The sequence below is a fragment of the Burkholderia reimsis genome, assembly GCF_003294055.1.
Taxonomy (GTDB): domain Bacteria; phylum Pseudomonadota; class Gammaproteobacteria; order Burkholderiales; family Burkholderiaceae; genus Burkholderia; species Burkholderia cepacia.
In genome coordinates this window covers 266993-289155 of the sequence record NZ_QMFZ01000003.1, presented here as the reverse complement: position 1 = coordinate 289155, position 22163 = coordinate 266993, and the positions used below count along the sequence as shown (strand labels likewise).

Below are 22163 nucleotides of genomic sequence, written 5' to 3'. Positions count from 1 at the left end.
CGACAGGTAACTGACTGCTTAGTTTAGGCGAGCGTGAAGACCTTGTAAATCATAGACTTCCAGATCCTTCAGGTAGCGCAAGCCTTCGACTGCCGCGCGCGCGCCCGACATCGTCGTGTAGTACGTGACCTTGTGCGCCTGTGCGCTCATGCGGATCGAACGCGAATCGGCGATCGCCTGGCGCGTTTCGTCGACCGTCGTGAACACGAGTGCGATCTCGCCGTTCTTGATCATGTCGACGATGTGCGGACGGCCGTCCTTCACCTTGTTCACGACCTTCACCGGCACCCCGGCCGCTTCGATCGCGGCAGCCGTGCCCTTGGTCGCGACGATCGGGTAGCCGAGGTCGTGCAGCATGCGCGCGACTTCGACCGCCTTCGGTTTATCCGCATCCATCACGGTCAGCAGCACCGTGCCCGACTCCGGCAGGCGCGAACCGGCCGCGAGCTGCGACTTGAACAGCGCTTCGCCGAACGTCTGGCCGACGCCCATCACTTCGCCGGTCGAACGCATTTCAGGCCCGAGGACCGGATCGACGGTCGGGAACTTGACGAACGGGAACACCGCTTCCTTCACGCTGAAGTACGGCGGCTCGACTTCCTTCGTCACGCCCTGCTGCGCGAGCTTCTGGCCGACCATCGCGCGCGCCGCGATCTTCGCGAGCGGCAGGCTGGTCGCCTTCGACACGTACGGCACCGTGCGCGATGCGCGCGGGTTCACTTCCAGCACGTAGATGATGTCCTGCTTCGAACCGTCAGCCTGCGGCACCTGCTGGATCGCGAACTGCACGTTCATCAGACCGACCACGTTCAGCGCCTTCGCCATCGCGCCCGTCTGACGCTTCAGTTCGGCCACGGTCTCCTTCGACAGCGAGTACGGCGGCAGCGAGCATGCCGAGTCGCCCGAGTGGACGCCCGCCTGCTCGATGTGCTCCATCACGCCGCCGATGAACACGGCTTCGCCGTCGCAGATGCAGTCGACGTCGCACTCGATCGCATCGTTCAGGAAGCGGTCGAGCAGCACCGGCGAATCGTTCGACACCTTCACGGCCTCGCGCATGTAGCGCTCGAGGTCGCGCGGCTCGTGGACGATTTCCATCGCGCGGCCGCCCAGCACGTACGACGGACGCACGACCAGCGGATAGCCGATTTCGTCGGCCAGCGCGAGCGCTTCGTCTTCGGCGCGCGCGGTGCGGTTCGGCGGCTGGCGCAGGCCGAGGTCCTGCAGCAGCTTCTGGAAGCGTTCGCGGTCTTCGGCCGCGTCGATCATGTCCGGCGACGTGCCGACGATCGGCACGCCGTGCGCCTCGAGGTCGAGCGCGAGCTTCAGCGGCGTCTGGCCGCCGTACTGGACGATCACGCCGACCGGCTTTTCCTTGTCGACGATCTCGAGCACGTCTTCGAGCGTCAGCGGCTCGAAGTACAGGCGGTCGGACGTGTCATAGTCGGTCGACACCGTTTCCGGGTTGCAGTTGACCATGATCGTTTCGTAGCCGTCCTCGCGCATCGCGAGCGCCGCGTGCACGCAGCAGTAGTCGAACTCGATACCCTGGCCGATCCGGTTCGGGCCGCCGCCCAGCACCATGATCTTCTTGTTGGTGGTAGGCTGCGCCTCGCACTCTTCCTCGTAGGTCGAGTACATGTACGCGGTTTTCGTCGCGAACTCGGCCGCGCACGTGTCGACGCGCTTGTAGACCGGGCGCACGTTGAGTTCGATGCGGCGCTTGCGGACGTCTTCCGGCGTCGCGCCGAGCAGCTTCGCGAGGCGGCGGTCGGAGAAGCCGCTCTGCTTCAGGTAGCGCAGCTCGTCGAACGTCAGCGATGCGAGCGTGCGGCCTGCGAGCGCCTTTTCCTTCAGGATGATCTGCTCGATCTGCTCGAGGAACCACGGGTCGATCGCGGTTTCCGCGAAGATTTCCTCGGCCGTCATGCCGATGCGGAACGCATCACCGACGTACCAGATGCGGTCCGGGCCCGGCTCGTGGATCTCGATCGCGATCTCGTCACGGTTGGTCGACTTCTCGTCGAGACCGTCGACACCGACTTCGAGGCCGCGCAGCGCCTTCTGGAACGATTCCTGGAACGTACGGCCGATCGCCATCACCTCGCCGACCGACTTCATCTGCGTGGTCAGGCGCGAATCGGCTTCACGGAACTTCTCGAACGCGAAACGCGGGATCTTCGTGACGACGTAGTCGATGGTCGGCTCGAACGACGCCGGCGTCTGGCCGCCGGTGATTTCGTTCTTCAGCTCGTCGAGCGTGTAGCCGACGGCCAGCTTCGCCGCGACCTTCGCGATCGGGAAGCCGGTAGCCTTCGACGCGAGCGCCGACGAACGCGACACGCGCGGGTTCATTTCGATGACGACCATGCGGCCGTCCTTCGGGTTGATCGAGAACTGCACGTTCGAGCCGCCCGTGTCGACGCCGATCTCGCGCAGCACCGCGAGCGATGCGTTACGCAGGATCTGGTATTCCTTGTCGGTGAGCGTCTGCGCCGGCGCGACCGTGATCGAGTCGCCGGTGTGCACGCCCATCGGGTCGAGGTTCTCGATCGAGCAGACGATGATGCAGTTGTCGGCGCGGTCGCGCACGACTTCCATCTCGTATTCCTTCCAGCCCAGCAGCGACTCTTCGATCAGCAGCTCGCGCGTGGGCGACAGGTCGAGACCGCGCTTGCAGATCTCCTCGAACTCTTCGCGGTTGTACGCGATGCCGCCGCCCGAGCCGCCGAGCGTGAACGACGGACGGATCACGACCGGGTAGCCGCTGCCGCCGGTGCCGGCCATGATCTCGGCGTGCACCTGGGTCGCTTCTTCCATCGAGTGCGCGATGCCCGACTTCGCGGAACCGAGACCGATCTTGGTCATCGCTTCCTTGAACTTCTGGCGGTCTTCCGCCTTGTCGATCGCTTCCGGCGACGCGCCGATCAGCTCGACGCCGAACTTCTCGAGCACGCCGTGGTGGTGCAGGTCGAGCGCGCAGTTCAGCGCGGTCTGGCCGCCCATCGTCGGCAGGATCGCGTCCGGGCGCTCCTTCTCGATGATGCGTGCGACGACTTCCCACGTGATCGGCTCGATGTAGGTCACGTCGGCCGTGTTCGGGTCGGTCATGATCGTCGCCGGGTTGCTGTTGACGAGAACGACCTTGTAGCCCTCCTCACGCAACGCCTTGCAAGCCTGCGCGCCCGAATAGTCGAACTCGCACGCCTGGCCGATGATGATCGGGCCGGCGCCGATGATGAGGATGCTCTTGATGTCTGTGCGTTTTGGCATGGCTTGTGAATTCAATAAGTAATCGTTGTCGTGGGTCGGCCGGCTGCGCTCAGCTCATTGTGGCGAGCGCGAGCTTCACCGAGAAACCGATGAACAGGCCGCCCACGCTGCTCGCCGCGCCTGCTGCAAGCTTGCGGCGGCGGCGGAAGTGCTCGGCGAGCCGCGCACCCGCGAAGATCAGCGTGCTCAGGTACAGGAAGCTCGCGCATTGCGCGATCGCCCCGAGCACGACGAACGACAGCGCGGGATGCGGGAATGCCGGGTCGACGAACTGGATGAAGAACGAGATGAAGAACAGGATCGCCTTCGGATTCAGCAGGCTCACGATCAGCGCCTTGCGGAACGGACGCTCGCCGTCGACCGCGGGCGGTGCATCGGCCGGCGCATCGGCGCGCGCGCGCAGCTTCTGCCACGCGCTGCGCAGCATGCCGGTGCCGATGTAGAGCAGATACGCGGCGCCGCCGTACTTGACGACGGAGAACAGCAGCGGGTTCGCCTTCAGCAGCGACGCGACGCCGGCGGCGGACAGCACCATCAGCACCGTGTCGCCGACGAACACGCCGCACGCCGCGCGATAGCCGGCCTTCACGCCGCGCTGCGCCGCGAGCGACAGCACGTACATCGAGTTCGGCCCCGGCAGCAGGATGATGAAGATCACGCCGAACACGTAGGTCCAGATATCCGTGATGCCGAGTGCGTGGCCGAACATGATGCGAATCTCCCGTCCTTCGGTTGCGTCGGTTGCGTTAAGCGTTGCGCTGCTTCGCCGCGTCCATCAGCGCGGTGAAGCGGTCGAACAGATAGCCGATGTCGTGCGGGCCGGGCGACGCTTCCGGGTGGCCCTGGAAGCAGAATGCCGGCTTGTCGGTCAGCTCGAAGCCCTGCAGCGTGCCGTCGAACAGCGACACGTGCGTCACGCGCGCGTTGGCCGGCAGCGAATCCGCATCGACCGCAAAGCCGTGGTTCTGCGACGTGATCACCACGCGGCCGTCGCCGAGATCCTTCACCGGATGGTTCGCGCCGTGGTGGCCCGTCTTCATCTTCAGCGTCTTCGCGCCGACCGCGAGGCCCATGATCTGGTGACCGAGGCAGATGCCGAAGGTCGGCACGCCGCGCTCGATGAACTGCTTCGTGGCCGCGATCGCGTAGTCGCACGGTTCCGGATCGCCGGGGCCGTTCGACAGGAAGATGCCGTCCGGATTCAGCGCGAGCGCATCTTCCGCGCTCGCCTCGGCCGGCAGCACCGTCACGTGGCAGCCGCGTTCCGCGAGCATGCGCAGGATGTTGTACTTGACGCCGAAATCGTACGCGACGACACGGTACTTCGGCGCTTCCTGCATGCCGTAGCCGCCTTCGAGGCGCCATTCGGTCTGCTTCCACTCGAACGGCTTCGTGGTCGACACGACCTTCGCGAGATCCATGCCGGCGAGGCCCTCGAACGAGCGCGCGAGCTCGATCGCCTTCGCTTCGTCGTCGGAACCCGTCAGGATGCAGCCGCTCTGCGCGCCCTTGTCGCGCAGGATGCGGGTCAGCTTGCGGGTGTCGATGCCGGCGATCGCGACGACGCCTTCGTCGCGCAGGTAGTCGCCGAGCGTGCGGTCCATGCGGAAGTTCGATGCGAGCGTGGGCAGATCACGGATGATCAGGCCGGCGGCATGGACTTTCGTGGCTTCGACATCTTCGGCGTTCACGCCGACGTTGCCGATATGCGGATAGGTGAGCGTGACGATCTGGCGCGAGTAGCTCGGGTCAGTCAGGATTTCCTGATAGCCGGTGATCGCGGTATTGAACACGACTTCGCCGATCGTGTGGCCTTCGGCCCCGATCGAATAACCACGAAAGACCGTGCCGTCGGCGAGTGCAAGCAAGGCGGGAGTAAAAGACGGCAACACGGGAGGCTCCTTGGGGAACACCCTGCTGCCGACCTGTTTACCCTGCCGCGCGAGCGCCGCGCTGCGTGGGCGCGCGTGGTCGCTTGCTGGACGCGGCCTGCGTTGTCGTGACGCGAACCCGGCGCGTGGCGCACGAGGCTTCGCGGCATCGCCCGGCAGACGGCGTGCGGCGGATGAACGGGATGTATGAGGTAGGCGCTAGGGTGCGAGGTTGATCAGCACAAACTTTCAAATTATAGCCTGAAAATGGCCTTATCTTCAATTGATATGGCCGTCCGATCGTGCGTGCGCGACGCGCGGCGACGCGAAGCAGCGCGCTGCGGCCCCGTTTTACGCGGCCGCCCTGCCCCGAGCGTACCGCCGGATCAGTGCATTTGGCCAGCGCCGCGCGCGGGCCATACGTACCAGACCGCGCTCGCGAGCTGCAGCGCGAGCAACACGCCCCATGCTGTGAAGTGCGCGGCGGCCGGATAGCGGCCGTCGACCGCGGGCCAGTGCGACAGCACCGCGCCGACACCGATCTGGAACGCAAAGATCAGCAGGAAGATCACGAGCGTGAGCGTCGTGTTCGCGCGGCCGATCAGATGCGCGGGAAAATGCCCGGCCATCACCGCGTAGGTCAGGATGCCGACGCCGCCGAACATTCCGTATGCGGCCCACAGAACGGCAGGCGGCAACGGCACGCGCGCCACGATCGCAGCCTGCGTCGCGACGAACAACGCCATGCCGATGCCGCAGAACGCGTACACGGACACGCCGCGCCGCTCGAGCACGCGCGCCGCGGCGCCGAAGCCGACGCAGCCGGCCATCATCGCGAAGCCGAGCACCGACACGAGGCGCGCCGCATGCGGCGCATCGAACCCCGTGACATCGCGCAGGTACGGCCCGACCCACAGCGACTGCATCGCGTAGAACACGCCCTGCGTGACGACGGAGAACGACGAGATCTTCCAGAACGCACGGCTGCCCAGGATATGCCACGTGCCCTTGAACTGGCTGACGAGCCCACCCTGGTGACGCACCTGCTTCGCCTCCGGCGCGCCCAGGCCGATCGACGCCGCGACGGCCGCCGTCAGCACCGCGAGGCCGAAACAGATCGCGCGCCAGCTCGTCCAGCCGAGCAGCCAGGTCAGCGGCGAGCCGACCATCACGCCGCCGAGGCCGCCCACGGCCATCACGAGCCCGTTCACGAGCGGCAGCCGGCCGACCGGGAAATGCTGCGCGAGCGCCTTGAACGCCGCGCCGAGACACACCGACACGCCCACGCCGATCAACAGCCGGCCGACCATCATCGTGCCGAGGCTGTGCGCGGCTCCGAACACGGCCGCACCGGCGGCCGCGAACAGCAGCATGCCGGCCGTCACGCGGCGCGGGCCGAAGTGATCGAGCATCACGCCGGCCGGGATCTGCGCGCCCGCGAAGCCGAGGAAATAAAGGCTCGTGAGCAGGCCGAGATCGGCGGCCGACAACCCGAGCTCGTGCGTGACGAACGGCGCGAAGCCCAGATTGACGCCGCGAAACACATACGACACGAAATACCCGACCGAAAACAGCGCGAGCACCCTCACCTGCACCGACGACATCGTCTCTCCTTGTTATATGAAGGCATTCAAGGCGGCACCCCCGCGCCGCGCACAAACAAAAACGCCGTCACCTCGGTGACGGCGTTTCGTCGCATTTCGTCGGATGATAACGCAACCGCACGAACCGGGCCGGCCGCGCGATGCGCTCGCGACTGCGTTACTTTTTCTTGCCCTTTTGCGTTGCGGCCTTGGCCGGCGCCGCTTTCGTCGCTTTCGTCGATTTGGCCGCCGGCTTCGCCGCGCCGCGCTTCGCGCCATGCGACTTGCCGCCCACCGCCAGGCTCGCGCGCTCGATGTGCGCACCGGCGGCCGACGTCGCGATCCGTTCCGGACCGGGCTCCGCCGGCACCGAACGGCCGACCGGCACGTGCAGCACGAGCGCCTGGCCCGGCATCACGAGATCGCGGTGCGTGCGGTTCCACGCCTTGAGCTGGCCGACCGACACGCCATAGCGGCCGGCGATCGCCGCCATCGACTGCTTGCGGCGCACGCGGATCAGCATCTTGCGCGTGTCGGGCACATCGGGTTCCATCGCGAGCGCGCCGTTTTCGGCGACGTCGGCGCTGATGTCCTCGTCGTCGTCATCGCCGCGCGGCACGACGATCGTCGAGCCCGGCTTCAGGCGCATGCCGGCCGGAATCTTGTTGATCGACATCAGCGTATCGGCGTCCACGCCGATCTTCTCGGCGATCGCGGCCGGCCGTGCACGTTCGCTGACCGTATAGGTGGTCCACGACGAAAGCTGGCCGTTGTAGGCTTTCAGGTTCTTCTCGAACGCCGACGCGTTGTCGAACGGCAGCAGGATCTGCGGCTCGGTCGCGCCGAGGATCACCGGCTTCGAGAACGACGGGTTCAGCGAGCGGAATTCGTCGAGCGACAGGTTCGCGAGCTTCGCGGCGACCGCCACGTCGATGTCGCGCGACGTCGTGACCGTCACGAAATACGGGTGGTTCGGGATGTCCGGCAGCGTCAGGCCATACTGCTGCGGGCTCGCGATGATGTTCTTCACCGCCTGCAGCTTCGGCACGTAGTTGCGCGTCTCGTTCGGCATCCGCAGGTTCTGGTAGTCGGTCGGCAGGCCGGCCGCCTGGTTGCGCGCGATCGCACGCTGCACGTTGCCCTCGCCCCAGTTGTACGCGGCCAGCGCGAGGTACCAGTCGCCGAACATGTCATGCAGGCGCGACAGGTAGTCGAGCGCGGCGCTCGTCGACGCGAGCACGTCGCGGCGCTCGTCCTGCCACATGTTGCGCTTCAGGTTGTAGGTACGGCCCGTGCCGGGCATGAACTGCCACATGCCGGCCGCCTTCGCGACCGACAGCGCCTGCGGGTTGTACGCGGACTCGATGAACGGCAGCAGCGCGAGTTCGGTCGGCATGTGACGCGCCTCGAGCTCCTCGACGATGTGATACAGGTACTTCTGCGAGCGCTCGGTCATGCGCTGCACGTAATCGGGCCGCTGCGTGTACCAGGTCGTCTGCATGTCGACGAGGTCGCTCTGCAGGTCGGGCATCTGGAAACCGCGGCGGATGCGCCCCCAGAGATCGGAGTCTGCACTGGTCAGGTCGCCGACGGATTGCTTGTCGACGTCGACAGTTTCTTTGGCGGTGGCTGATTTACGGAGGTAGTTGGACGTCGCCTGCGAATCGGCGGCGTTGTTGGCGACAGGGGCCTGGCTCGCACAAGCGGCGAGCAGCAGAACCACCATCGCACTCAATATAAGTCGCATGAAAATCTCGGCTTCCGACGGCTGGAAATTGCAGGCGATACTACGGAAGTGCGTGCTTCACGTCAATAAAAACACCGAAAACTCAGCGAAATCCTACATTTGGAGCAATTTTTACAGACACCGCTTGAGCTTTGGAGTCCTCCGGAAATCGTCATCGGAACCGGTTTTTCCACTCGCGCATCAGCGTGAATGCCGTCAGACGATCCGGCACCGTTTCATGCAACTCGGCCTCGAGCGTGGCATGAATCGCCGCGCTGTCCGCCCGCATGAACGGGTTAACGGCACGCTCGTGGGCAATCGTAGTGGGCAACGTCGGCACGCCGCGCGCGCGCAGCGCCTGCGCTTCGTCGCGCCACGCAGCGAGCGCCGCATTGCCGGGCTCGCATGCGAGCGCGAAGCGAATATTGGACAGCGTGTATTCGTGGGCACAATGCACGCGCGTGTCGCCCGGCAACGCGGCGAGCGCGTCGAGCGACGCGAGCATCTGCGCGGGCGTGCCCTCGAACAGGCGGCCGCAGCCGCACGAGAACAGCGTGTCGCCGCAGAACACGTGCGGTGCCGCGTTGCGCGGCCCGGCCGCCTGGAAATAGGCGATGTGGCCGCGCGTGTGACCGGGCACGTCGAGTACGTCGAAGGCGACGGACGGTGCGTCGAGCGTCACGCGATCGCCGCCCGCCAGCGGCCGCGTGACCACGCCGATCGCCTCGGCCGCGGGGCCGTAAACCGCGAGCGGAGCATCGTCCGGTTGGCTATCGCGCAGTGCCGCGACACCGCCGACGTGGTCGGCATGATGGTGCGTGAGTAAAATAGCGGTCAACCGCCAGCCTCGTTCGGCAAGAACCCGGCGCACCGGCGCGGCTTCACCCGGATCGACGGCGATCGCATCGCGGCCGTCCGAGACGAGCCAGATATAGTTGTCATCGAATGCCGGAACCGGCACGTATTCCAGCTCGTTCATGGGCGCGCAATCATCGTTATGTCTGACCGTCAAATTATAGACTGGCCCGCCTGGACCGACTCGCCTCCCGGCCGCTACGTGCTGGGCTGGGAGCAGGCGCAGCTCGACCGGATCGTGTCCGACGTCTTCGGGTTCCACGCGCTGCAGCTCGGCCTGCCGCAACTCGACGCGCTGCGCGAAAACCGCATGCCGTATCGCGGCCTCGTGCTCGACCCGGCGAGCGGCGCGAGCGCGCCCTATCAGTATCCTTGGGCCCGCGAAGCCCATTCGCCCGAGCATGCGCCCGCCGATCGCAGCACGACCTGGTGCGACCTGCTCGACCTGCCGTTCGAGTCGCAGAGCGTCGACCTGATCGTGATGCCGCACACGCTCGAATTCACGTCCGATCCGCACCGCCTGCTGCGCGAGGCCGAGCGCGTGCTGATGCCGGAAGGCCAGCTCGTGATCACCGGCTTCAATTCGCTCAGCCTGTGGGGGATGCGGCAATCGTTCGGGCGCATGGCGAACCGTCCGTTCGTGCCGGCCACGCGCGACCAGATCGCGTTCATCCGGCTCAAGGACTGGATCAAGCTGCTAGGCTTCGACCTCGAACGCGGCCGCTTCGGCTGCTACCGGCCGCCGCTCGTCACCGACAAGTGGCTGGCCCGCTACGGCTTCATGGAAGCCGCCGGCGACCGCTGGTGGCCGATCTTCGGCGCCGTCTACATGGTGACGGCCGTCAAGCGCGTGCGCGGCATGCGCCTCGTCGGCCAGATCCGGATGAAGAAACCCGTGCTCGCACCGGGCCTGACGCCGGCGGCCTCCCCGACCACCCATCAAGAACATTCATGACAATCGATACGATCGACATCTATACCGACGGCGCCTGCAAGGGCAACCCCGGCCCCGGCGGCTGGGGCGCATTGATGCGCTACGGCGACAAGGAAAAGGAGCTGTTCGGCGGCGAACCGAACACGACCAACAACCGCATGGAGCTGATGGGCGTGATCGCCGCGCTCGAAGCGCTGAAGCGGCCGTGCCAGGTGATCGTGCACACCGATTCGCAATACGTGCAGAAAGGCATCAGCGAGTGGATCCACGGCTGGAAGAAGAAAGGCTGGGTCACCGCGGCGAAGACGCCCGTGAAGAACGCCGACCTGTGGAAGCGGCTCGACGCGCTCGTCGCGCAGCACGAGGTCGAGTGGCGCTGGGTCAAGGGCCACGCGGGCCATCCCGAAAACGAGCGCGCGGATGCGCTCGCGAATCGCGGCGTCGAATCGCTCACGGCCTGAACGCGGGCCGCCCCCTGTTTCCTACGTTTTCCCCGACATGCGCCAGATCATTCTCGATACCGAAACCACCGGCCTGAACGCCCGCACGGGCGACCGCCTCATCGAAATCGGCTGCGTCGAGCTGCTGAACCGGCGGCTCACCGGCAACAACCTGCACTTCTACGTGAACCCCGAGCGCGACAGCGATCCGGGCGCGCTGGCGGTGCACGGCCTCACGACCGAATTCCTCAGCGACAAGCCGAAATTCGCGGAAGTCGCCGACCAGATCCGCGACTTCGTGAAGGACGCCGAGCTGATCATCCACAATGCGCCGTTCGACCTTGGCTTTCTCGACGCGGAATTCGCGCGGCTCGGCCTGCCGCCGTTCACCGAACATTGCGGCGGCGTGATCGACACGCTCGTGCAGGCCAAGCAGATGTTCCCCGGCAAGCGCAACTCGCTCGACGCGCTGTGCGACCGCTTCGGCATCAGCAACGCGCACCGTACGCTGCACGGCGCACTGCTCGACTCGGAACTGCTCGCCGAGGTCTATCTCGCGATGACGCGCGGCCAGGACAGCCTCGTGATCGACATGCTCGACGACGCGGGTGCCGACGGCGGCACGGCAAACGGCCAGCGCGTGTCGCTCGCCGCGCTCGACCTGGCCGTGGTGGCCGCGAGCGACGACGAGCTCGCCGCGCACCAGGCGCAGCTCGACGAGCTCGACAAGTCGATCAAGGGCACCTGCGTATGGCGCCAGTCCGCCGACGCGGGCGCCGCCGAAACGGCCTGAAACACGCGGCACGCGCCGCGGCCACGCTCACGCGCGCGGCTGCAGCGCGATGACCGCCATTCCGCCGAGCGCAAGCGCCGCGCCGGCCACGTCCCAGCGGGTCAGCGCGACGCCGTCGACCACCCGCAGCCAGGCCAGCGCCACCGCGATGTACACGCCGCCGTACGCCGCATAGGTGCGCCCCGCCGCACTCGGGTGCAGCGTCAGCAGCCACGCGAACAACGCGAGCGACAGCGCGGCCGGCAGCAGCAGCCACACCGGCCGCCCCTCCTTCAGCACGAGCCACGGCAGGTAACAGCCGACGATTTCGGCCAGCGCGGTGGCGGCGAACAGCGCCGCGATCCTCATCAGTTCGGTCATCCGGTTCCTCGTGAATTCGCCCCCGTCACCGCGAGGCGGCACGGCCCCGCCGCGCGCCGCCGATCATACCCGAGCCGCCCCCGCCGAACGCCCCGCCAGACGGGCGTTTCCCGGCAATTTGCACGATCATCCGTCATCGTGCTATCATGTCGCCTGTTTCAACATTCAATCTCTGTCTATTCGATTTCGAGAGAAGTCCGTCCGCGCGTTGCGGGCCAGCCCTTCGACCGAAATTGCACCCACAGGAAAGCCCGCCCGACAGGCCCGCTTTTCTCGTTTCGTTGCCCCTCCGGGGCGCTTGCCGGAACGCCGGACATCGTCCGCACCGGCATCTGCCGCTTGCATCACGCGGCCCATTCTTCATGAGCGCACTGTCGCGACGGCCCATCGGGCCCGCGTCGAAGCAGCCCCTTACGGCCCTTTACCGCCGCTTGTGCAGTAAGTGCTTAATGGCCTGCCCCGACGCGCCGCACACGACACCGCGCTCGCCGGCAAACCGTGTCGGACGGCCCGCCCGTTCCGGCGCAGTCAAAGGAGTGCATGACCTTGACCGCAACACACGTCAGCCCGACCGCTGCTTCTTCCTCCGCTTCGTCGTCCGGCGAAGCCCCGCTCGTCGCGGACGACATCACCGTCGTCGACCAGAGCCTGCTCAAGCGCGCCGTCAGCGCGATGGCCATCGGCAATGCGATGGAATGGTTCGACTTCGGCGTCTACAGCTACATCGCCGTCACGCTCGGCAAGGTGTTCTTCCCGTCCAGCAGCCCGTCCGCGCAGCTGCTCGCCACCTTCGGCACGTTCGCGGCCGCCTTCCTCGTGCGCCCGCTCGGCGGCATGGTGTTCGGCCCGCTCGGCGACCGCATCGGCCGCCAGCGCGTGCTCGCCGCCACGATGATCATGATGGCCGTCGGCACCTTCGCGATCGGCCTCATTCCCAGCTACGCGTCGATCGGCATCATGGCCCCCGTGCTGCTGCTCGTCGCCCGCCTCGTGCAGGGTTTCTCGACCGGCGGCGAATACGGCGGCGCGGCCACCTTCATCGCCGAGTTCTCGACCGACAAGCGCCGCGGCTTCATGGGCAGCTTCCTCGAATTCGGCACGCTGATCGGCTATGTGATGGGTGCCGGTGTCGTCGCGCTGCTCACCGCGTCGCTGTCGCAGGAGGCGCTGCTGTCGTGGGGCTGGCGTGTGCCGTTCCTGATCGCCGGCCCGCTCGGCCTGATCGGCCTGTACATCCGGATGAAGCTCGAGGAAACGCCGGCGTTCAAGCGCCAGGCCGAGGAACGCGAAGCGCAGGACAAGGCCGTGCCGAAGGCGCGCTTCCGCGAAACGCTGATGCGCAACTGGCGTGCACTGCTGCTGTGCGTCGGCCTCGTGCTGATCTTCAACGTGACCGACTACATGGTGCTGTCGTACCTGCCGAGCTTCATGTCGTCGACGCTGCATTTCGACGAATCGCACAGCCTCGTGCTCGTGCTGATCGTGATGGTGCTGATGATGCCGCTGACGCTCGCCGCCGGCCGCCTGTCGGACCGGATCGGCCGCAAGCCCGTGATGCTCGCCGGCTGCGTCGGCCTGCTCGCGCTGTCGATTCCGTCGATGATGCTGATCCATGCCGGCACCACGGCATCGGTGTTCGGCGGCCTGCTGATCCTCGGCGTGCTGCTGTCGTGCTTTACCGGCGTGATGCCGTCGGCGCTGCCGGCCCTGTTCCCGACCGAGATCCGCTACGGCGCGCTCGCAATCGGCTTCAACGTGTCGGTGTCGCTGTTCGGCGGCACGACGCCGCTGGTCACCGCGTGGCTCGTCGACGTCACGCACAACCTGATGATGCCCGCGTACTACATGATGGGCGCCGCCGTGATCGGCATCGTATCGGTCGTCGCGCTCGCCGAAACCGCACGCCAGCCGCTCAAGGGCTCGCCGCCGGCCGTCGCGACGCGCCGCGAAGCGCACCAGCTCGTGCGCCAGATGCGCGAGGACGACGATTCGGGCATGTACCCTGCCGTGTCGACCGCACGCGCCTGAGCGCCGCCCATGAAAAACCCCGGCCGAAGCCGGGGCCCGATCGAATCCGATCCGCCCGACCGGCTTGCGCCGGCCGGGCTTTTTTTCATCCCCTCGCCGCGTACGCGTTCATGCGTGCGCTTCGCAGTGGCGGCAGAACAGCAGTGCGCGCGATCGCGACACGGCCGCCTGTGCACCGCGCGTCGCGACGATCAGCCCGACCTGACCGAGATTGAAATCGCGCTCGACCATCAACTGCGTCAGCGCGGCAAGCGGCAACACGACGGACGGGTGGTACAGGCTCGATTCGATCAGGGTTCGCATCATCAGCTCCATCAGGCAAGGCGTCATTCGATGGAGTGGATTCTAGGGATCGGCGCCCGCCGGATAAACCGCACGAATGCGAAGTCACTTGTCAGCCGCGGAGAACAATCGGCCGACGCTTGCCTGGCAAGTCCCGGCGGGCAGCCGGCAGCGGCCCGCCGCAGCCGGATGGCCCGCCGGCGGGCCTACGCGAGCGGCGTTTCGACGAAGGCCGGCAGCGCTTCCGCCCGCGCGGAATGCGCGGCGAGCGCCGGATAACGGGCCGGATCGATCCGCGCGAGCACCGGGTAGTCGGCCGCCATGAACTGCGTGAATCGCCACGCGACCGCCACCGTCACGTCGGACTGCAGCAGGCGCGCGCCGCCGAACCAGCCGTTCGCCGCGGCGACGAGCGGCTCCAGTGCACCGTATGCGCCCTCGATCTGGCTCAACACGCGCTCGAGCCACGGCGCGTGCTGCTTGTCGGCCGGACGCAGCGCCTGCTCGTAGACGACCTGCACGCTCTTCTCGGCGGCCGCCAGCGCAAAACCGACCGGCACGAGCGTGTTCAGGCGCGCGGCGGCATCCTCGGGCAGCAGCCGCTGCGCGGGCGCGACCCGATGGTCGAGATAATCGACGATCAGCGACGAATCCATCAGCGTCGCACCATCGTCGGTCACGAGCGTCGGTGCCTTGACGACCGGATTGATCGCCCTGAACTGCTCGACATGACGGAACACCGAGATCGACTCGTGTTCGAACGGGAGGTCGAGCAGCTTCGCCGAAATGGCGACACGGCGCACGAACGGGGAATCCAGCATGCCGATCAGCTTCATCGCAAACGCTCCGCTTGAGGGAATGGGATCGACGACTGTAGCAGCGCCGCAGGGCTTCGCCTAGCGCGCCCGTGCGCTTGATGCACATCAGCCGGCCGCACGCGGGGCTCACGTTGTCCGGCCACAGTGACCATAATGCAAGTTCACGCCCCTTCGGCCCCAAGGTTCGCCATGTGGTACGCCCTCGTCGAGCAGCAGCGGGAATGGATGCGCGCCTGGCGCGCGGCGACGCGGCATGCGTTCGACGCGTGGCCCGCGGCCACGCTGCCGCACGCCGCATCGTCGTGCTACGACGACCTGTTCGAGCCGCTGCTCGGGCCGCCGGGCGAGCCCCCGCACTTCGACATCGGGTGGCCGGCCGTCGGCGAGCGCATCGTCGCGCGCACGCCGTTCTGCGACCTGCGGCGCTTCACGCGCGTCGATGCGCGGCGCACGGTACTGCTGTGTGCGCCGCTCGCCGGGCATGCGGCCGTGATGATGCGGGAAACCGTCGAGACGCTGCTCGCGGACGGCGACGTCTGCGTGACCGACTGGCGCAATGCGCGCGACGTGCCGCTCGCGGCGGGCAGCTTCGGGCTCGACGAATATGTCGCGACGCTCGACGGCTTCGTCGACGGGCTCGCGCACGACGACCGGCCGCTGCATGTCGTCGCCGTGTGCCAGGCAACCGTGCCGGTGCTCGGCGCGCTCGCGCTGCGCGCCGCTCGCGGTCTCGCGCCGCCCGCGAGCGTCACGCTGATCGGCGGCCCGCTCGACGCGCGCCGGAATCCGAGTGCGCTCGGCACCGCCGCCGCGGCCCATTCGCTGGGCTGGTGCCGCCGCCACCTGATCGACATCGTGCCGCCGGGTTTCGCGGGGCATGGCCGCCACGTGTTTCCCACCTATCTGCAGCAGGGCGAGATCGCGCTCGTGTACCCGCAGCGCTTCCTGTCGCTGATCGAAGCGTACGCGCTGGCCGCGTCGCGCTTCGACATGACCGGGCTCGCCGGCGCACGGCGTGCGCTGCTCGAATACACGGCGCTGCTCGACATGCCGGCCGAGTATTTCCTCGACACGATCGACATCGTGTTCCAGCGCATGAGCCTCGCGGTCGGTACCTGGGACGTGGGTGGGCAGCGCGTCGAGCCGGCCGCGCTGCGCGGCGTCGCACTGCTGACCGTCGAAGGCGCATGCGACGCGGTCACGGGCGCCGGCCAGACGCATGCGGCGCTCGACATGTGCAGCGGCCTCGCCGACGACGAGCGCTACCGCGTCGACATCGGCGACTGCGATCACTACGGGCTGTTTACCGGGGTGCGCTGGCGCGGGGAGGTCCATCCGATGCTGCAGCGCCTGCTCGCGCGGGCCGAAACCCGCCGCCCCCGCCCGCGCCGCATCAGGCGCACCTGATGCCGCGTCAGGGCCGGGCCGCGTCGAGCAACGCGCGTACCTCGTCATCGCTGGTCTGCTCGAAGCGCGCGTAGAACTGGCTGATCCCGAAGAACGGCAGCGGCTGCCACACCGTGACGAACGCATCGGCCAGATCGTCGAACGCGTGCCGCGCGCCCGCCGGCGCGACCGGCGCAGCCGCGACGATGCGCGCCGGGTGACGCTCGCGCAACGTCTGCAGCGCGACGCGCATCGACGCGCCGGTCGCGACACCGTCGTCGACGACGATCGCAATGCGTCCCTCGACCGGCAGCGGCGGCGCGGCACCGCGATACAGCGCCTCGCGGCGATGCAGCTCGACCGTCTCGCGCGCGATCACATCGGCGAGCTGCGCGTCGGACACACTCATCGAGCGGAGCACCGAACGCTGCAGATGAATCGCGCCGCCCGTCGCGATCGCGCCCATCGCGAGCTCGGGATCGGACGGCACGCCGAGCTTGCGTACGACCAGCACGTCGAGCGGCGCGTGCAGCGCGCAGGCGACCGGATAAGCGACGGGCACGCCGCCGCGCGGCAAGGCGAGCACGACGACATTGCCGCGGCCCGCATAATCGCGCAACGCGTCGGCCAGCTGGCAGCCGGCATCGGTGCGATCGGCAAAACACTCGAACACGTTCGGCTCCCTGCCGTTGCGCCGGATGCGCGAAACCCGCGCCGGCGCCTGTCAACGAGCATGGTTCATCGTCGGCGCCGATGCAAGCAGGGTCACACCGGCGCGCGGGGCACCGAAGGAAAGGGTCAGAGGCCGCCGGCCTGCCGGTACAGCCGCCAGAACGACTGCGCATAGGATTGCGCGAGCTCGGGCGCGCGCTGGAACACGTTCACCGTTTCCGCATGCGCAGCCGCCCCTTCGGACAGCGTCGTCAGCGCGACGCTGTCGTCGACGATCACGAAGCGCGGCGCGGGATCGCCGTGCCGCGACTCGATCGCCACGTCGATACCCGACGATTTCAGATAGCCCGCACCGCTGTACCGGCCCGCGTGCGGCGAACGCACGAGCACGACACGCACCTCGATCCCGCGCGAGCGGGCCGCGCGCAGCGCGCTCGCGACCGCCGGCGGCACGTGCGTATAGCCGGCCAGCAGCACGCGACGCTGCGCCTGCTCGATCAGGTCGACGGTCGCGTCGGCCGCCGCATTGTCATACGAAAAGTATGTGCCGACCGATGCGGCGTCGGACGGAATCTGGCTGGCGTGGGCGCTCGCCGCGCAGCAGAGCGCGGCGAGAAGGAAGGCGGCTGGTCTCATGGCGGGCGCCATTTTAGCGACGCCAATTCGTGTGGCAAGCGCCGGCTGCAAGGCTGCTGCGCCGGCGCAACACACAGCGCGAAAGGCGACTCGGGCGAGGGTCTTCCGGGCCGTCGATCAGCCCGCCGCGACACGCGCGAGCCAGCTCGCGACGCCGTCGACGGAACGGAAATCCGCGAGGCTGCGCGCCGGCAGCGCGGGATATGCGCTACCGGCCATCTCGGCCAGCGCGCGGCCGGGGCCGAGCTCGAGGAACGCGGTCGCACCGGCCTCCACGCACGCGGCAAGGCAGGCCGCCCACTCGACCGGCTCCGCGATCTGCCGGGCCAGCTTGTCGAGTCCCGCGCCGACGTCGAGCACCGACGCGCCGTCGATACCCGAAAAGAGCCGCGTGCCGGGCAACGGCCGCCGCACGTGAGCCGCGGCGAGCGACGCGCGAAACACCGGCACGGCCGCGGCGAGCCGGCGCGTGTGCGACGCGATCCGCACGCAGACGGGCGCGACGCGCAGCGCACCGTCGCGCGACGCGTCGTCGGCCACCGCATCGACATCGGGCTGGCGCCCCGCGACCACGAACGCGTCGCCCGGGTTCGCGATCGCGATCGCCGCGTCGCGGCCGTCGCACAATCGCGCAAGCCGAGCGCGCGTCAGGCCGCGCACGAACACCATCCGCTCGTCGCCGCCGCTCGCGGCATCCATTGCACGCGCGCGCGCATCGGCCAGGTCGAGCGCGGTGTCCGGCTCGATCATCCCCGCGACGCTCCACGACGCGACTTCGCCGACGCTGTAGCCGGCGACGCAGCGCCGGCGCGGCCACACCGCATCGAGCAGCGCGGAAGCCGCGAGCGCCTGGACCGTGCAGAGGATCTGCGCGGCACGGTTTTCACGCAGCGCGTCCGGCCCGGCCTGCCGCACCCACGCGCGCGGATCGTCGCCGAGCAGCCGGCCGGCGTGTGCGAACAGCGCATCGGCCTGCGGTGCGGTGCCGGTCAGGTCGAACATGTCGGCGCGCTGCGCACCCTGTCCCGAACAGAGGATGGCCAGCGTCATCGCGCGCCTCCGTCGGCTTCGAGCGCATCGACGAAGACGCTCATCGCGAGCAGGTCGGCCGCGCCGCCCGGGCTCAGCCGGCGCGCGACGAACTCTCGATGCGCGGCGGCCGCGCGTAGCCGCCAGTCGCGCGCCCGCACGCCGCCGCGTGCGACGAACGCGCGTGCGGTTGCTTGCGCGAATTCGAGGCCGTCCTGCCCGCCCCGGTGCAGCAGGTTCGTGTCGTCGAGCGCGGCGATCAGCGCGAAACACGCGTCGACGCGCGCCGCTTCCGGGTCGCCGGGCAGGTCGCGCCGCGCGCGGCGCAGCGCGGGCAGCCCGACCGCATAGACGGTCGTGAAACCGTCGGCCGCCTCGCGGCGCGCGCCGCCGACGCCGTAGCGGCGGCTCGCGCGTTCGCCGTGGCTGTCGGGCAGGCGCGGGCCGCCGAGGATGTCGGCGCCCCAGCGGCGGGAGACGAACGCGCCGAGCGTCGTCCCGCCCGGCACGGCGCCCGGCGTCGCACGCCGGCCCGCCGCCGCACACAGCAGCCCGAGCCCGAAGATCGCGCCGCGATGCGTGTTGACGCCGCCGGTCGCGGCGAGCATCGCGTGCTCGGCGCGCAGGCCGATCTTGCGCAGCACGGCCATGTCCGCATCGCGCGCGCCTGCGTCGGCCAGTTCCGCGAAGTAAGGCCGCAGCACGGCGGCGCTGCGTGCGAACGTCGCGGCATCCATGTCGGCATGACTGCCGGTGTCGACGTGACTGACGAGCCCCGGCTTCGGATAGGTCTCGATCTCGAGCACGAGGCTGCGCTCGGCCAGTTCGGCGATGCGCTCGGCTTCGGACGGCGCCGGTATGCGGCAGGCGGCCCATGCACTCATCGCGCACCCCCGGTGAAGGCGTCGACCGGCATCAGTTCGACGGCGATCGCCGTCTTGACCGCGACTTCAGGCTGCCGCGCGTGCAGTTCGCGCCAGTTGACGCCCGCGCCGTCGTTGCGCAGCAGTTCGCCGTCGATGCGCATGGGCGCGCGCCCGTCGATCGCCGCGAGGCCGTCGAGCAGCGTCGCGACCGATGCCGCTTCCGGTAGCGGGAACACGATGTCGAGGTCGGACGACTCGCCCAGGTACGGCTCGCCCGTCAGCGCCTGCCATGCGAGGCTGCCGAACACGCGACCCTGCACGCCGCACCGCGCGCCGAGCGCATCGAGCTCGCGCAACGGTGCGCGCCATGCGTCGGGCGCGGCCGCGAGCACGTCGGACAACGTGGGCAGCGGGCTGACCGTCGCGAGCGCATCGGCCGCTGCGTTCAGCGCGATGCGCCGCTTGCCCGCGGACGGCGGCAGCGGCAGGCCGAGCGGCACGCGGCCGGCATCGGCCTCGTCGGGCGACGCGCGGCGCACGATCAGCGGCCGGCCGCGCGCGGCCCACGCCTGCACGAGCGGATCGGCGGCGAGCGCTGGATCGCGCGCGAATGCCGCGCCCCACCCCGCCGCCGTCAACGTGACGAGCGTGTGGCGGCGCAGCGGCATCTCAGCGCGCGGCACGCGCGAGCGCCTCGACGCGCCGCGCGACATCGGCAGCCACCGGCCGGCCGCGCGCAGCGCGCCGGTCGACGCGGTCGGCCGGCTTGCCGAGCCATTCGCCGACCTGCGCGTCGAGCGCGCGGGCCGGATCGAGCACGGCGTCGACGGCGCCCATCTTCACGAGATTGTCGAGCCCCGGCGCGAACACCGGTGTCGAGCGCGCCATCTCCTTCAGCACGTCGATCGGCAGCTTGGTCACGCGCGACATCGACGGCAGGTCCATCACTTCCGGTTCGGCGCCCGGCACCGCAAGCAGCGTGCGCGTCGCGAGCGCGGTCGCGATGAACGCGCCGGCGGCCGTGTGGCCGTACAGCACGCCGATCGTCCGGTGCCCGGCGAGATCCGCGTGCATCAGGCACTTCGCGAGATGCGACAGCCCCTCGTTCAGGCCGAGCAGTTCGTCGCGCTTGCTCATCCGCTGGCTGTCGCTGTCGACGAGCACGAGGATCGGCGTGTCGCCGCCGCGCGCGATCGTGTCGAGCACGCGGGCCGCGAGCGTCAGCGCCTCGTCGATGCCGAACGGCAAGCGGTCGGCGACGCCGATCACGTCGACGCGCGTACCGGCCAGTTCCGCATGCCCCGTCAACAGGCCGCCGGTGCGGGCGATCGAATGGCCCTGGGGAAACAAGGCGTTCAGCACTTCATCGAGCGTCATGCGTGCTCTCCTGCAATTGATCCGCGAGCGACGCGAACGTGTCGTCGGGCATGCCCGGAATCGCTTCCGGCTTGTCGGCCCCGAGCGCGCGCCAGACGTCGAGCGCATCGTTGCATGCGCCGAACCGTTCGACACGCGCCTCGAGACGCGCCTGCTCGGCACGCAGCATCGCCGCATCGAATGTCGGCGCACGCCCGATCAGCTCGAGCGCCGCCGCGCGGAATGCGTCCGGCGTGTCGGCCACGTAGCGATCCGCGCCGCCGATCAGCCGCCGGTGCTTGCCGCCCATCGTGCGCCAGATCAGCGCGCGGTCCTTCGAATCGAACTCCTCGACGCCGCGATTGGTTTCGATCACCTCGGGGCCCGACACGCTGATACGGCCCTGCTCCGACACCGCGAGCGCCGAGCAGCACGCGGCGAGCAATCCGCCGCCGCCGTAGCAGCCCGCGCGCCCGCCGATCAGCCCGATCACCGGCACGCCGGCCGCACGCGCTTCGACGAGCGCGCGCATGATCTCGGCAATCGCGAGTTCGCCCGCGTTCGCCTCCTGCAGCCGCACGCCCCCCGTATCGAACAGGATCAGCACCGGCTTGCCGACTTCGCGCGCGGCGCGCAGCAGCCCGGTGAGCTTCGCGCCGTGCACTTCGCCGAACGCCCCGCCCATGAAGCGGCCCTCCTGCGCGGCGACAAACACCGGCTGCCCGTCGAGGCGGCCGTGGCCGACCACCATCCCGTCGTCGAACTGCTGCGGCAGGTCGAACAGCGGCAAGTGCGGGCTCGTCACGCGTTCGGCCGGCCCGAGGAATTCGTCGAAGCTGCCCGCGTCGAGCAGCCCGTCGACGCGCTGCCGCGCCGACGCTTCGTACCAGCTCGCCCCATTCGCGACGAACGCGGGCGTGTCGTGGATCGCATCGTTCATCATGCGTCCCCCTCGATCGCGCGCACGGCCTGCGCGAGCCGCAGCGACACCATGTCGGGCCGCGCGCCGCCGTCGTTGATCGACAGCTTCAGGCCGCCCGGCGTGCGCCGCTCGACGAAATCCGTGACGACGGCCTGCCACACCGCACCGAAACCGACCGCCGCGGTGCGGATGTCGATCTCGCATTCGTTGCCCGGCAGCACGCGCTCGACGAGCACCTCGAGATTGCCGGATGCCACCACGCCGACGAGCGCCGCGGCCAGCTCGCCCTTCGCGCGCTCGCGCGCGGTGAAGCGATAGTTCAACTGTTCCATG

Annotated in this window: 22 protein-coding genes; 5 read left to right on the top strand and 17 right to left on the bottom strand. The window is 68.6% G+C overall.

The genetic code is table 11. The features are described from left to right. Nucleotides 1–18 precede the first annotated feature (18 nt). The 6 genes from carB to gloB form a co-directional block, all read right to left on the bottom strand. Nucleotides 19–3273, bottom strand: a complete 3255-nt coding sequence (gene carB / locus DPV79_RS06205; RefSeq protein ID WP_021163363.1) for a carbamoyl-phosphate synthase large subunit — start codon at nt 3271–3273, stop codon at nt 19–21. Nucleotides 3274–3322: 49 nt separating this feature from the next. Beyond that, on the bottom strand, nt 3323–3982 hold the full coding sequence (leuE, locus tag DPV79_RS06200; protein ID WP_021163364.1) for a leucine efflux protein LeuE: 660 nt from the start codon (nt 3980–3982) through the stop codon (nt 3323–3325). Nucleotides 3983–4019: 37 nt separating this feature from the next. Then, nucleotides 4020–5165: a glutamine-hydrolyzing carbamoyl-phosphate synthase small subunit gene (gene carA, locus DPV79_RS06195; protein ID WP_113045014.1), complete on the bottom strand. Its 1146-nt coding sequence runs from the start codon at nt 5163–5165 to the stop codon at nt 4020–4022. Nucleotides 5166–5530: 365 nt separating this feature from the next. Continuing rightward, nucleotides 5531–6748, bottom strand: coding sequence for an MFS transporter (locus tag DPV79_RS06185; RefSeq protein WP_113045013.1), 1218 nt, complete (start codon nt 6746–6748; stop codon nt 5531–5533). Between the two features lie 157 nt (nt 6749–6905). Next, nucleotides 6906–8474, bottom strand: a complete 1569-nt coding sequence (locus tag DPV79_RS06180; protein WP_042977861.1) for a transglycosylase SLT domain-containing protein — start codon at nt 8472–8474, stop codon at nt 6906–6908. A 151-nt stretch (nt 8475–8625) separates the two neighbouring features. Next, nucleotides 8626–9432 carry a hydroxyacylglutathione hydrolase gene (gene gloB / locus DPV79_RS06175; RefSeq protein ID WP_027787881.1) on the bottom strand — a complete coding sequence of 269 codons (807 nt, stop codon included), beginning with the start codon at nt 9430–9432 and terminating at the stop codon, nt 8626–8628. 18 nt (nt 9433–9450) lie between these two features. Between gloB and DPV79_RS06170 the strand changes: the two genes are divergently transcribed. Genes DPV79_RS06170 through dnaQ form a run of 3 tightly spaced genes read left to right on the top strand, consistent with a single transcriptional unit; the run spans nt 9451 to nt 11475 of the window. Further along, nucleotides 9451–10263, top strand: coding sequence for a class I SAM-dependent methyltransferase (locus DPV79_RS06170; protein WP_027787882.1), 813 nt, complete (start codon nt 9451–9453; stop codon nt 10261–10263). Next, on the top strand, nt 10260–10703 hold the full coding sequence (gene rnhA, locus DPV79_RS06165) for a ribonuclease HI (RefSeq protein ID WP_021163370.1): 444 nt from the start codon (nt 10260–10262) through the stop codon (nt 10701–10703). Before DPV79_RS06170 ends, rnhA begins: the two co-directional genes overlap by 4 nt. A 37-nt stretch (nt 10704–10740) precedes the next feature. Then, the gene (gene dnaQ, locus DPV79_RS06160; RefSeq protein WP_113045012.1) at nt 10741–11475 is read left to right on the top strand and encodes a DNA polymerase III subunit epsilon; all 735 of its coding nucleotides are present in this window, start codon (nt 10741–10743) and stop codon (nt 11473–11475) included. 27 nt (nt 11476–11502) lie between these two features. Here dnaQ and DPV79_RS06155 read toward each other — a convergent pair whose 3' ends face one another. Continuing rightward, nucleotides 11503–11835 carry a YnfA family protein gene (locus tag DPV79_RS06155; RefSeq protein WP_060062026.1) on the bottom strand — a complete coding sequence of 111 codons (333 nt, stop codon included), beginning with the start codon at nt 11833–11835 and terminating at the stop codon, nt 11503–11505. A gap of 540 nt (nt 11836–12375) precedes the next feature. On the opposite strand from DPV79_RS06155, the gene proP reads away from it, so the two are divergent. Next, complete coding sequence (gene proP / locus DPV79_RS06145) at nt 12376–13863, top strand: glycine betaine/L-proline transporter ProP (protein WP_027787885.1); 1488 nt, start codon at nt 12376–12378, stop codon at nt 13861–13863. A 108-nt stretch (nt 13864–13971) separates the two neighbouring features. Here the strand turns inward: proP and DPV79_RS06140 are convergent, their stop codons facing one another. Both DPV79_RS06140 and DPV79_RS06135 read right to left on the bottom strand, forming a co-directional pair. After that, on the bottom strand, nt 13972–14178 hold the full coding sequence (locus DPV79_RS06140; protein WP_081064585.1) for a hypothetical protein: 207 nt from the start codon (nt 14176–14178) through the stop codon (nt 13972–13974). A 173-nt stretch (nt 14179–14351) separates the two neighbouring features. After that, nucleotides 14352–14981: a glutathione S-transferase family protein gene (locus tag DPV79_RS06135; protein ID WP_113045011.1), complete on the bottom strand. Its 630-nt coding sequence runs from the start codon at nt 14979–14981 to the stop codon at nt 14352–14354. Between the two features lie 171 nt (nt 14982–15152). Here DPV79_RS06135 and DPV79_RS06130 point away from each other — a divergent pair, with 171 nt between their 5' ends. Next, the gene (locus DPV79_RS06130; protein ID WP_113045010.1) at nt 15153–16370 is read left to right on the top strand and encodes a polyhydroxyalkanoate depolymerase; all 1218 of its coding nucleotides are present in this window, start codon (nt 15153–15155) and stop codon (nt 16368–16370) included. 7 nt (nt 16371–16377) lie between these two features. On the opposite strand, the gene DPV79_RS06125 is transcribed toward DPV79_RS06130, so the two are convergent. From DPV79_RS06125 to mdcC, 8 genes are all read right to left on the bottom strand, one after another. Then, a complete protein-coding gene (locus tag DPV79_RS06125; RefSeq protein ID WP_059681981.1) occupies nt 16378–17022 on the bottom strand; it encodes a phosphoribosyltransferase in 645 nt (214 codons plus the stop codon). 125 nt (nt 17023–17147) lie between these two features. Continuing rightward, nucleotides 17148–17669 carry a phospholipase D-like domain-containing protein gene (locus tag DPV79_RS06120; protein ID WP_059681979.1) on the bottom strand — a complete coding sequence of 174 codons (522 nt, stop codon included), beginning with the start codon at nt 17667–17669 and terminating at the stop codon, nt 17148–17150. A gap of 105 nt (nt 17670–17774) precedes the next feature. After that, nucleotides 17775–18707: a malonate decarboxylase subunit epsilon gene (mdcH, locus tag DPV79_RS06115; RefSeq protein ID WP_113045009.1), complete on the bottom strand. Its 933-nt coding sequence runs from the start codon at nt 18705–18707 to the stop codon at nt 17775–17777. Continuing rightward, on the bottom strand, nt 18704–19570 hold the full coding sequence (mdcB, locus tag DPV79_RS06110; protein WP_113045008.1) for a triphosphoribosyl-dephospho-CoA synthase MdcB: 867 nt from the start codon (nt 19568–19570) through the stop codon (nt 18704–18706). The genes mdcH and mdcB overlap by 4 nt, the downstream gene beginning before the upstream one ends. Continuing rightward, complete coding sequence (gene mdcG, locus DPV79_RS06105) at nt 19567–20235, bottom strand: malonate decarboxylase holo-[acyl-carrier-protein] synthase (protein ID WP_059498152.1); 669 nt, start codon at nt 20233–20235, stop codon at nt 19567–19569. Before mdcG ends, mdcB begins: the two co-directional genes overlap by 4 nt. Further along, nucleotides 20222–20929: a biotin-independent malonate decarboxylase subunit gamma gene (gene mdcE, locus DPV79_RS06100; protein WP_048025415.1), complete on the bottom strand. Its 708-nt coding sequence runs from the start codon at nt 20927–20929 to the stop codon at nt 20222–20224. Before mdcE ends, mdcG begins: the two co-directional genes overlap by 14 nt. Next, nucleotides 20916–21851 carry a biotin-independent malonate decarboxylase subunit beta gene (locus tag DPV79_RS06095; RefSeq protein WP_059681973.1) on the bottom strand — a complete coding sequence of 312 codons (936 nt, stop codon included), beginning with the start codon at nt 21849–21851 and terminating at the stop codon, nt 20916–20918. The genes mdcE and DPV79_RS06095 overlap by 14 nt, the downstream gene beginning before the upstream one ends. After that, complete coding sequence (mdcC, locus tag DPV79_RS06090; RefSeq protein WP_021162697.1) at nt 21848–22162, bottom strand: malonate decarboxylase acyl carrier protein; 315 nt, start codon at nt 22160–22162, stop codon at nt 21848–21850. The genes DPV79_RS06095 and mdcC overlap by 4 nt, the downstream gene beginning before the upstream one ends. Between the last annotated feature and the right edge of the window lies 1 nt (nt 22163).

Coding starts and splice junctions, on each gene's coding strand:
- carB (WP_021163363.1), bottom strand. CDS start 3,273: ATGCCAAAACGCACAGACATCAAGAGCATCCTCATCATCGGCGCCGGC.
- leuE (WP_021163364.1), bottom strand. CDS start 3,982: ATGTTCGGCCACGCACTCGGCATCACGGATATCTGGACCTACGTGTTC.
- DPV79_RS06185 (WP_113045013.1), bottom strand. CDS start 6,748: ATGTCGTCGGTGCAGGTGAGGGTGCTCGCGCTGTTTTCGGTCGGGTAT.
- DPV79_RS06180 (WP_042977861.1), bottom strand. CDS start 8,474: ATGCGACTTATATTGAGTGCGATGGTGGTTCTGCTGCTCGCCGCTTGT.
- gloB (WP_027787881.1), bottom strand. CDS start 9,432: ATGAACGAGCTGGAATACGTGCCGGTTCCGGCATTCGATGACAACTAT.
- DPV79_RS06170 (WP_027787882.1), top strand. CDS start 9,451: ATGTCTGACCGTCAAATTATAGACTGGCCCGCCTGGACCGACTCGCCT.
- rnhA (WP_021163370.1), top strand. CDS start 10,260: ATGACAATCGATACGATCGACATCTATACCGACGGCGCCTGCAAGGGC.
- dnaQ (WP_113045012.1), top strand. CDS start 10,741: ATGCGCCAGATCATTCTCGATACCGAAACCACCGGCCTGAACGCCCGC.
- DPV79_RS06155 (WP_060062026.1), bottom strand. CDS start 11,835: ATGACCGAACTGATGAGGATCGCGGCGCTGTTCGCCGCCACCGCGCTG.
- proP (WP_027787885.1), top strand. CDS start 12,376: ATGACCTTGACCGCAACACACGTCAGCCCGACCGCTGCTTCTTCCTCC.
- DPV79_RS06140 (WP_081064585.1), bottom strand. CDS start 14,178: ATGGAGCTGATGATGCGAACCCTGATCGAATCGAGCCTGTACCACCCG.
- DPV79_RS06135 (WP_113045011.1), bottom strand. CDS start 14,981: ATGAAGCTGATCGGCATGCTGGATTCCCCGTTCGTGCGCCGTGTCGCC.
- DPV79_RS06130 (WP_113045010.1), top strand. CDS start 15,153: ATGTGGTACGCCCTCGTCGAGCAGCAGCGGGAATGGATGCGCGCCTGG.
- DPV79_RS06120 (WP_059681979.1), bottom strand. CDS start 17,669: ATGGCGCCCGCCATGAGACCAGCCGCCTTCCTTCTCGCCGCGCTCTGC.
- mdcH (WP_113045009.1), bottom strand. CDS start 18,707: ATGACGCTGGCCATCCTCTGTTCGGGACAGGGTGCGCAGCGCGCCGAC.
- mdcB (WP_113045008.1), bottom strand. CDS start 19,570: ATGAGTGCATGGGCCGCCTGCCGCATACCGGCGCCGTCCGAAGCCGAG.
- mdcE (WP_048025415.1), bottom strand. CDS start 20,929: ATGACGCTCGATGAAGTGCTGAACGCCTTGTTTCCCCAGGGCCATTCG.
- DPV79_RS06095 (WP_059681973.1), bottom strand. CDS start 21,851: ATGATGAACGATGCGATCCACGACACGCCCGCGTTCGTCGCGAATGGG.
- mdcC (WP_021162697.1), bottom strand. CDS start 22,162: ATGGAACAGTTGAACTATCGCTTCACCGCGCGCGAGCGCGCGAAGGGC.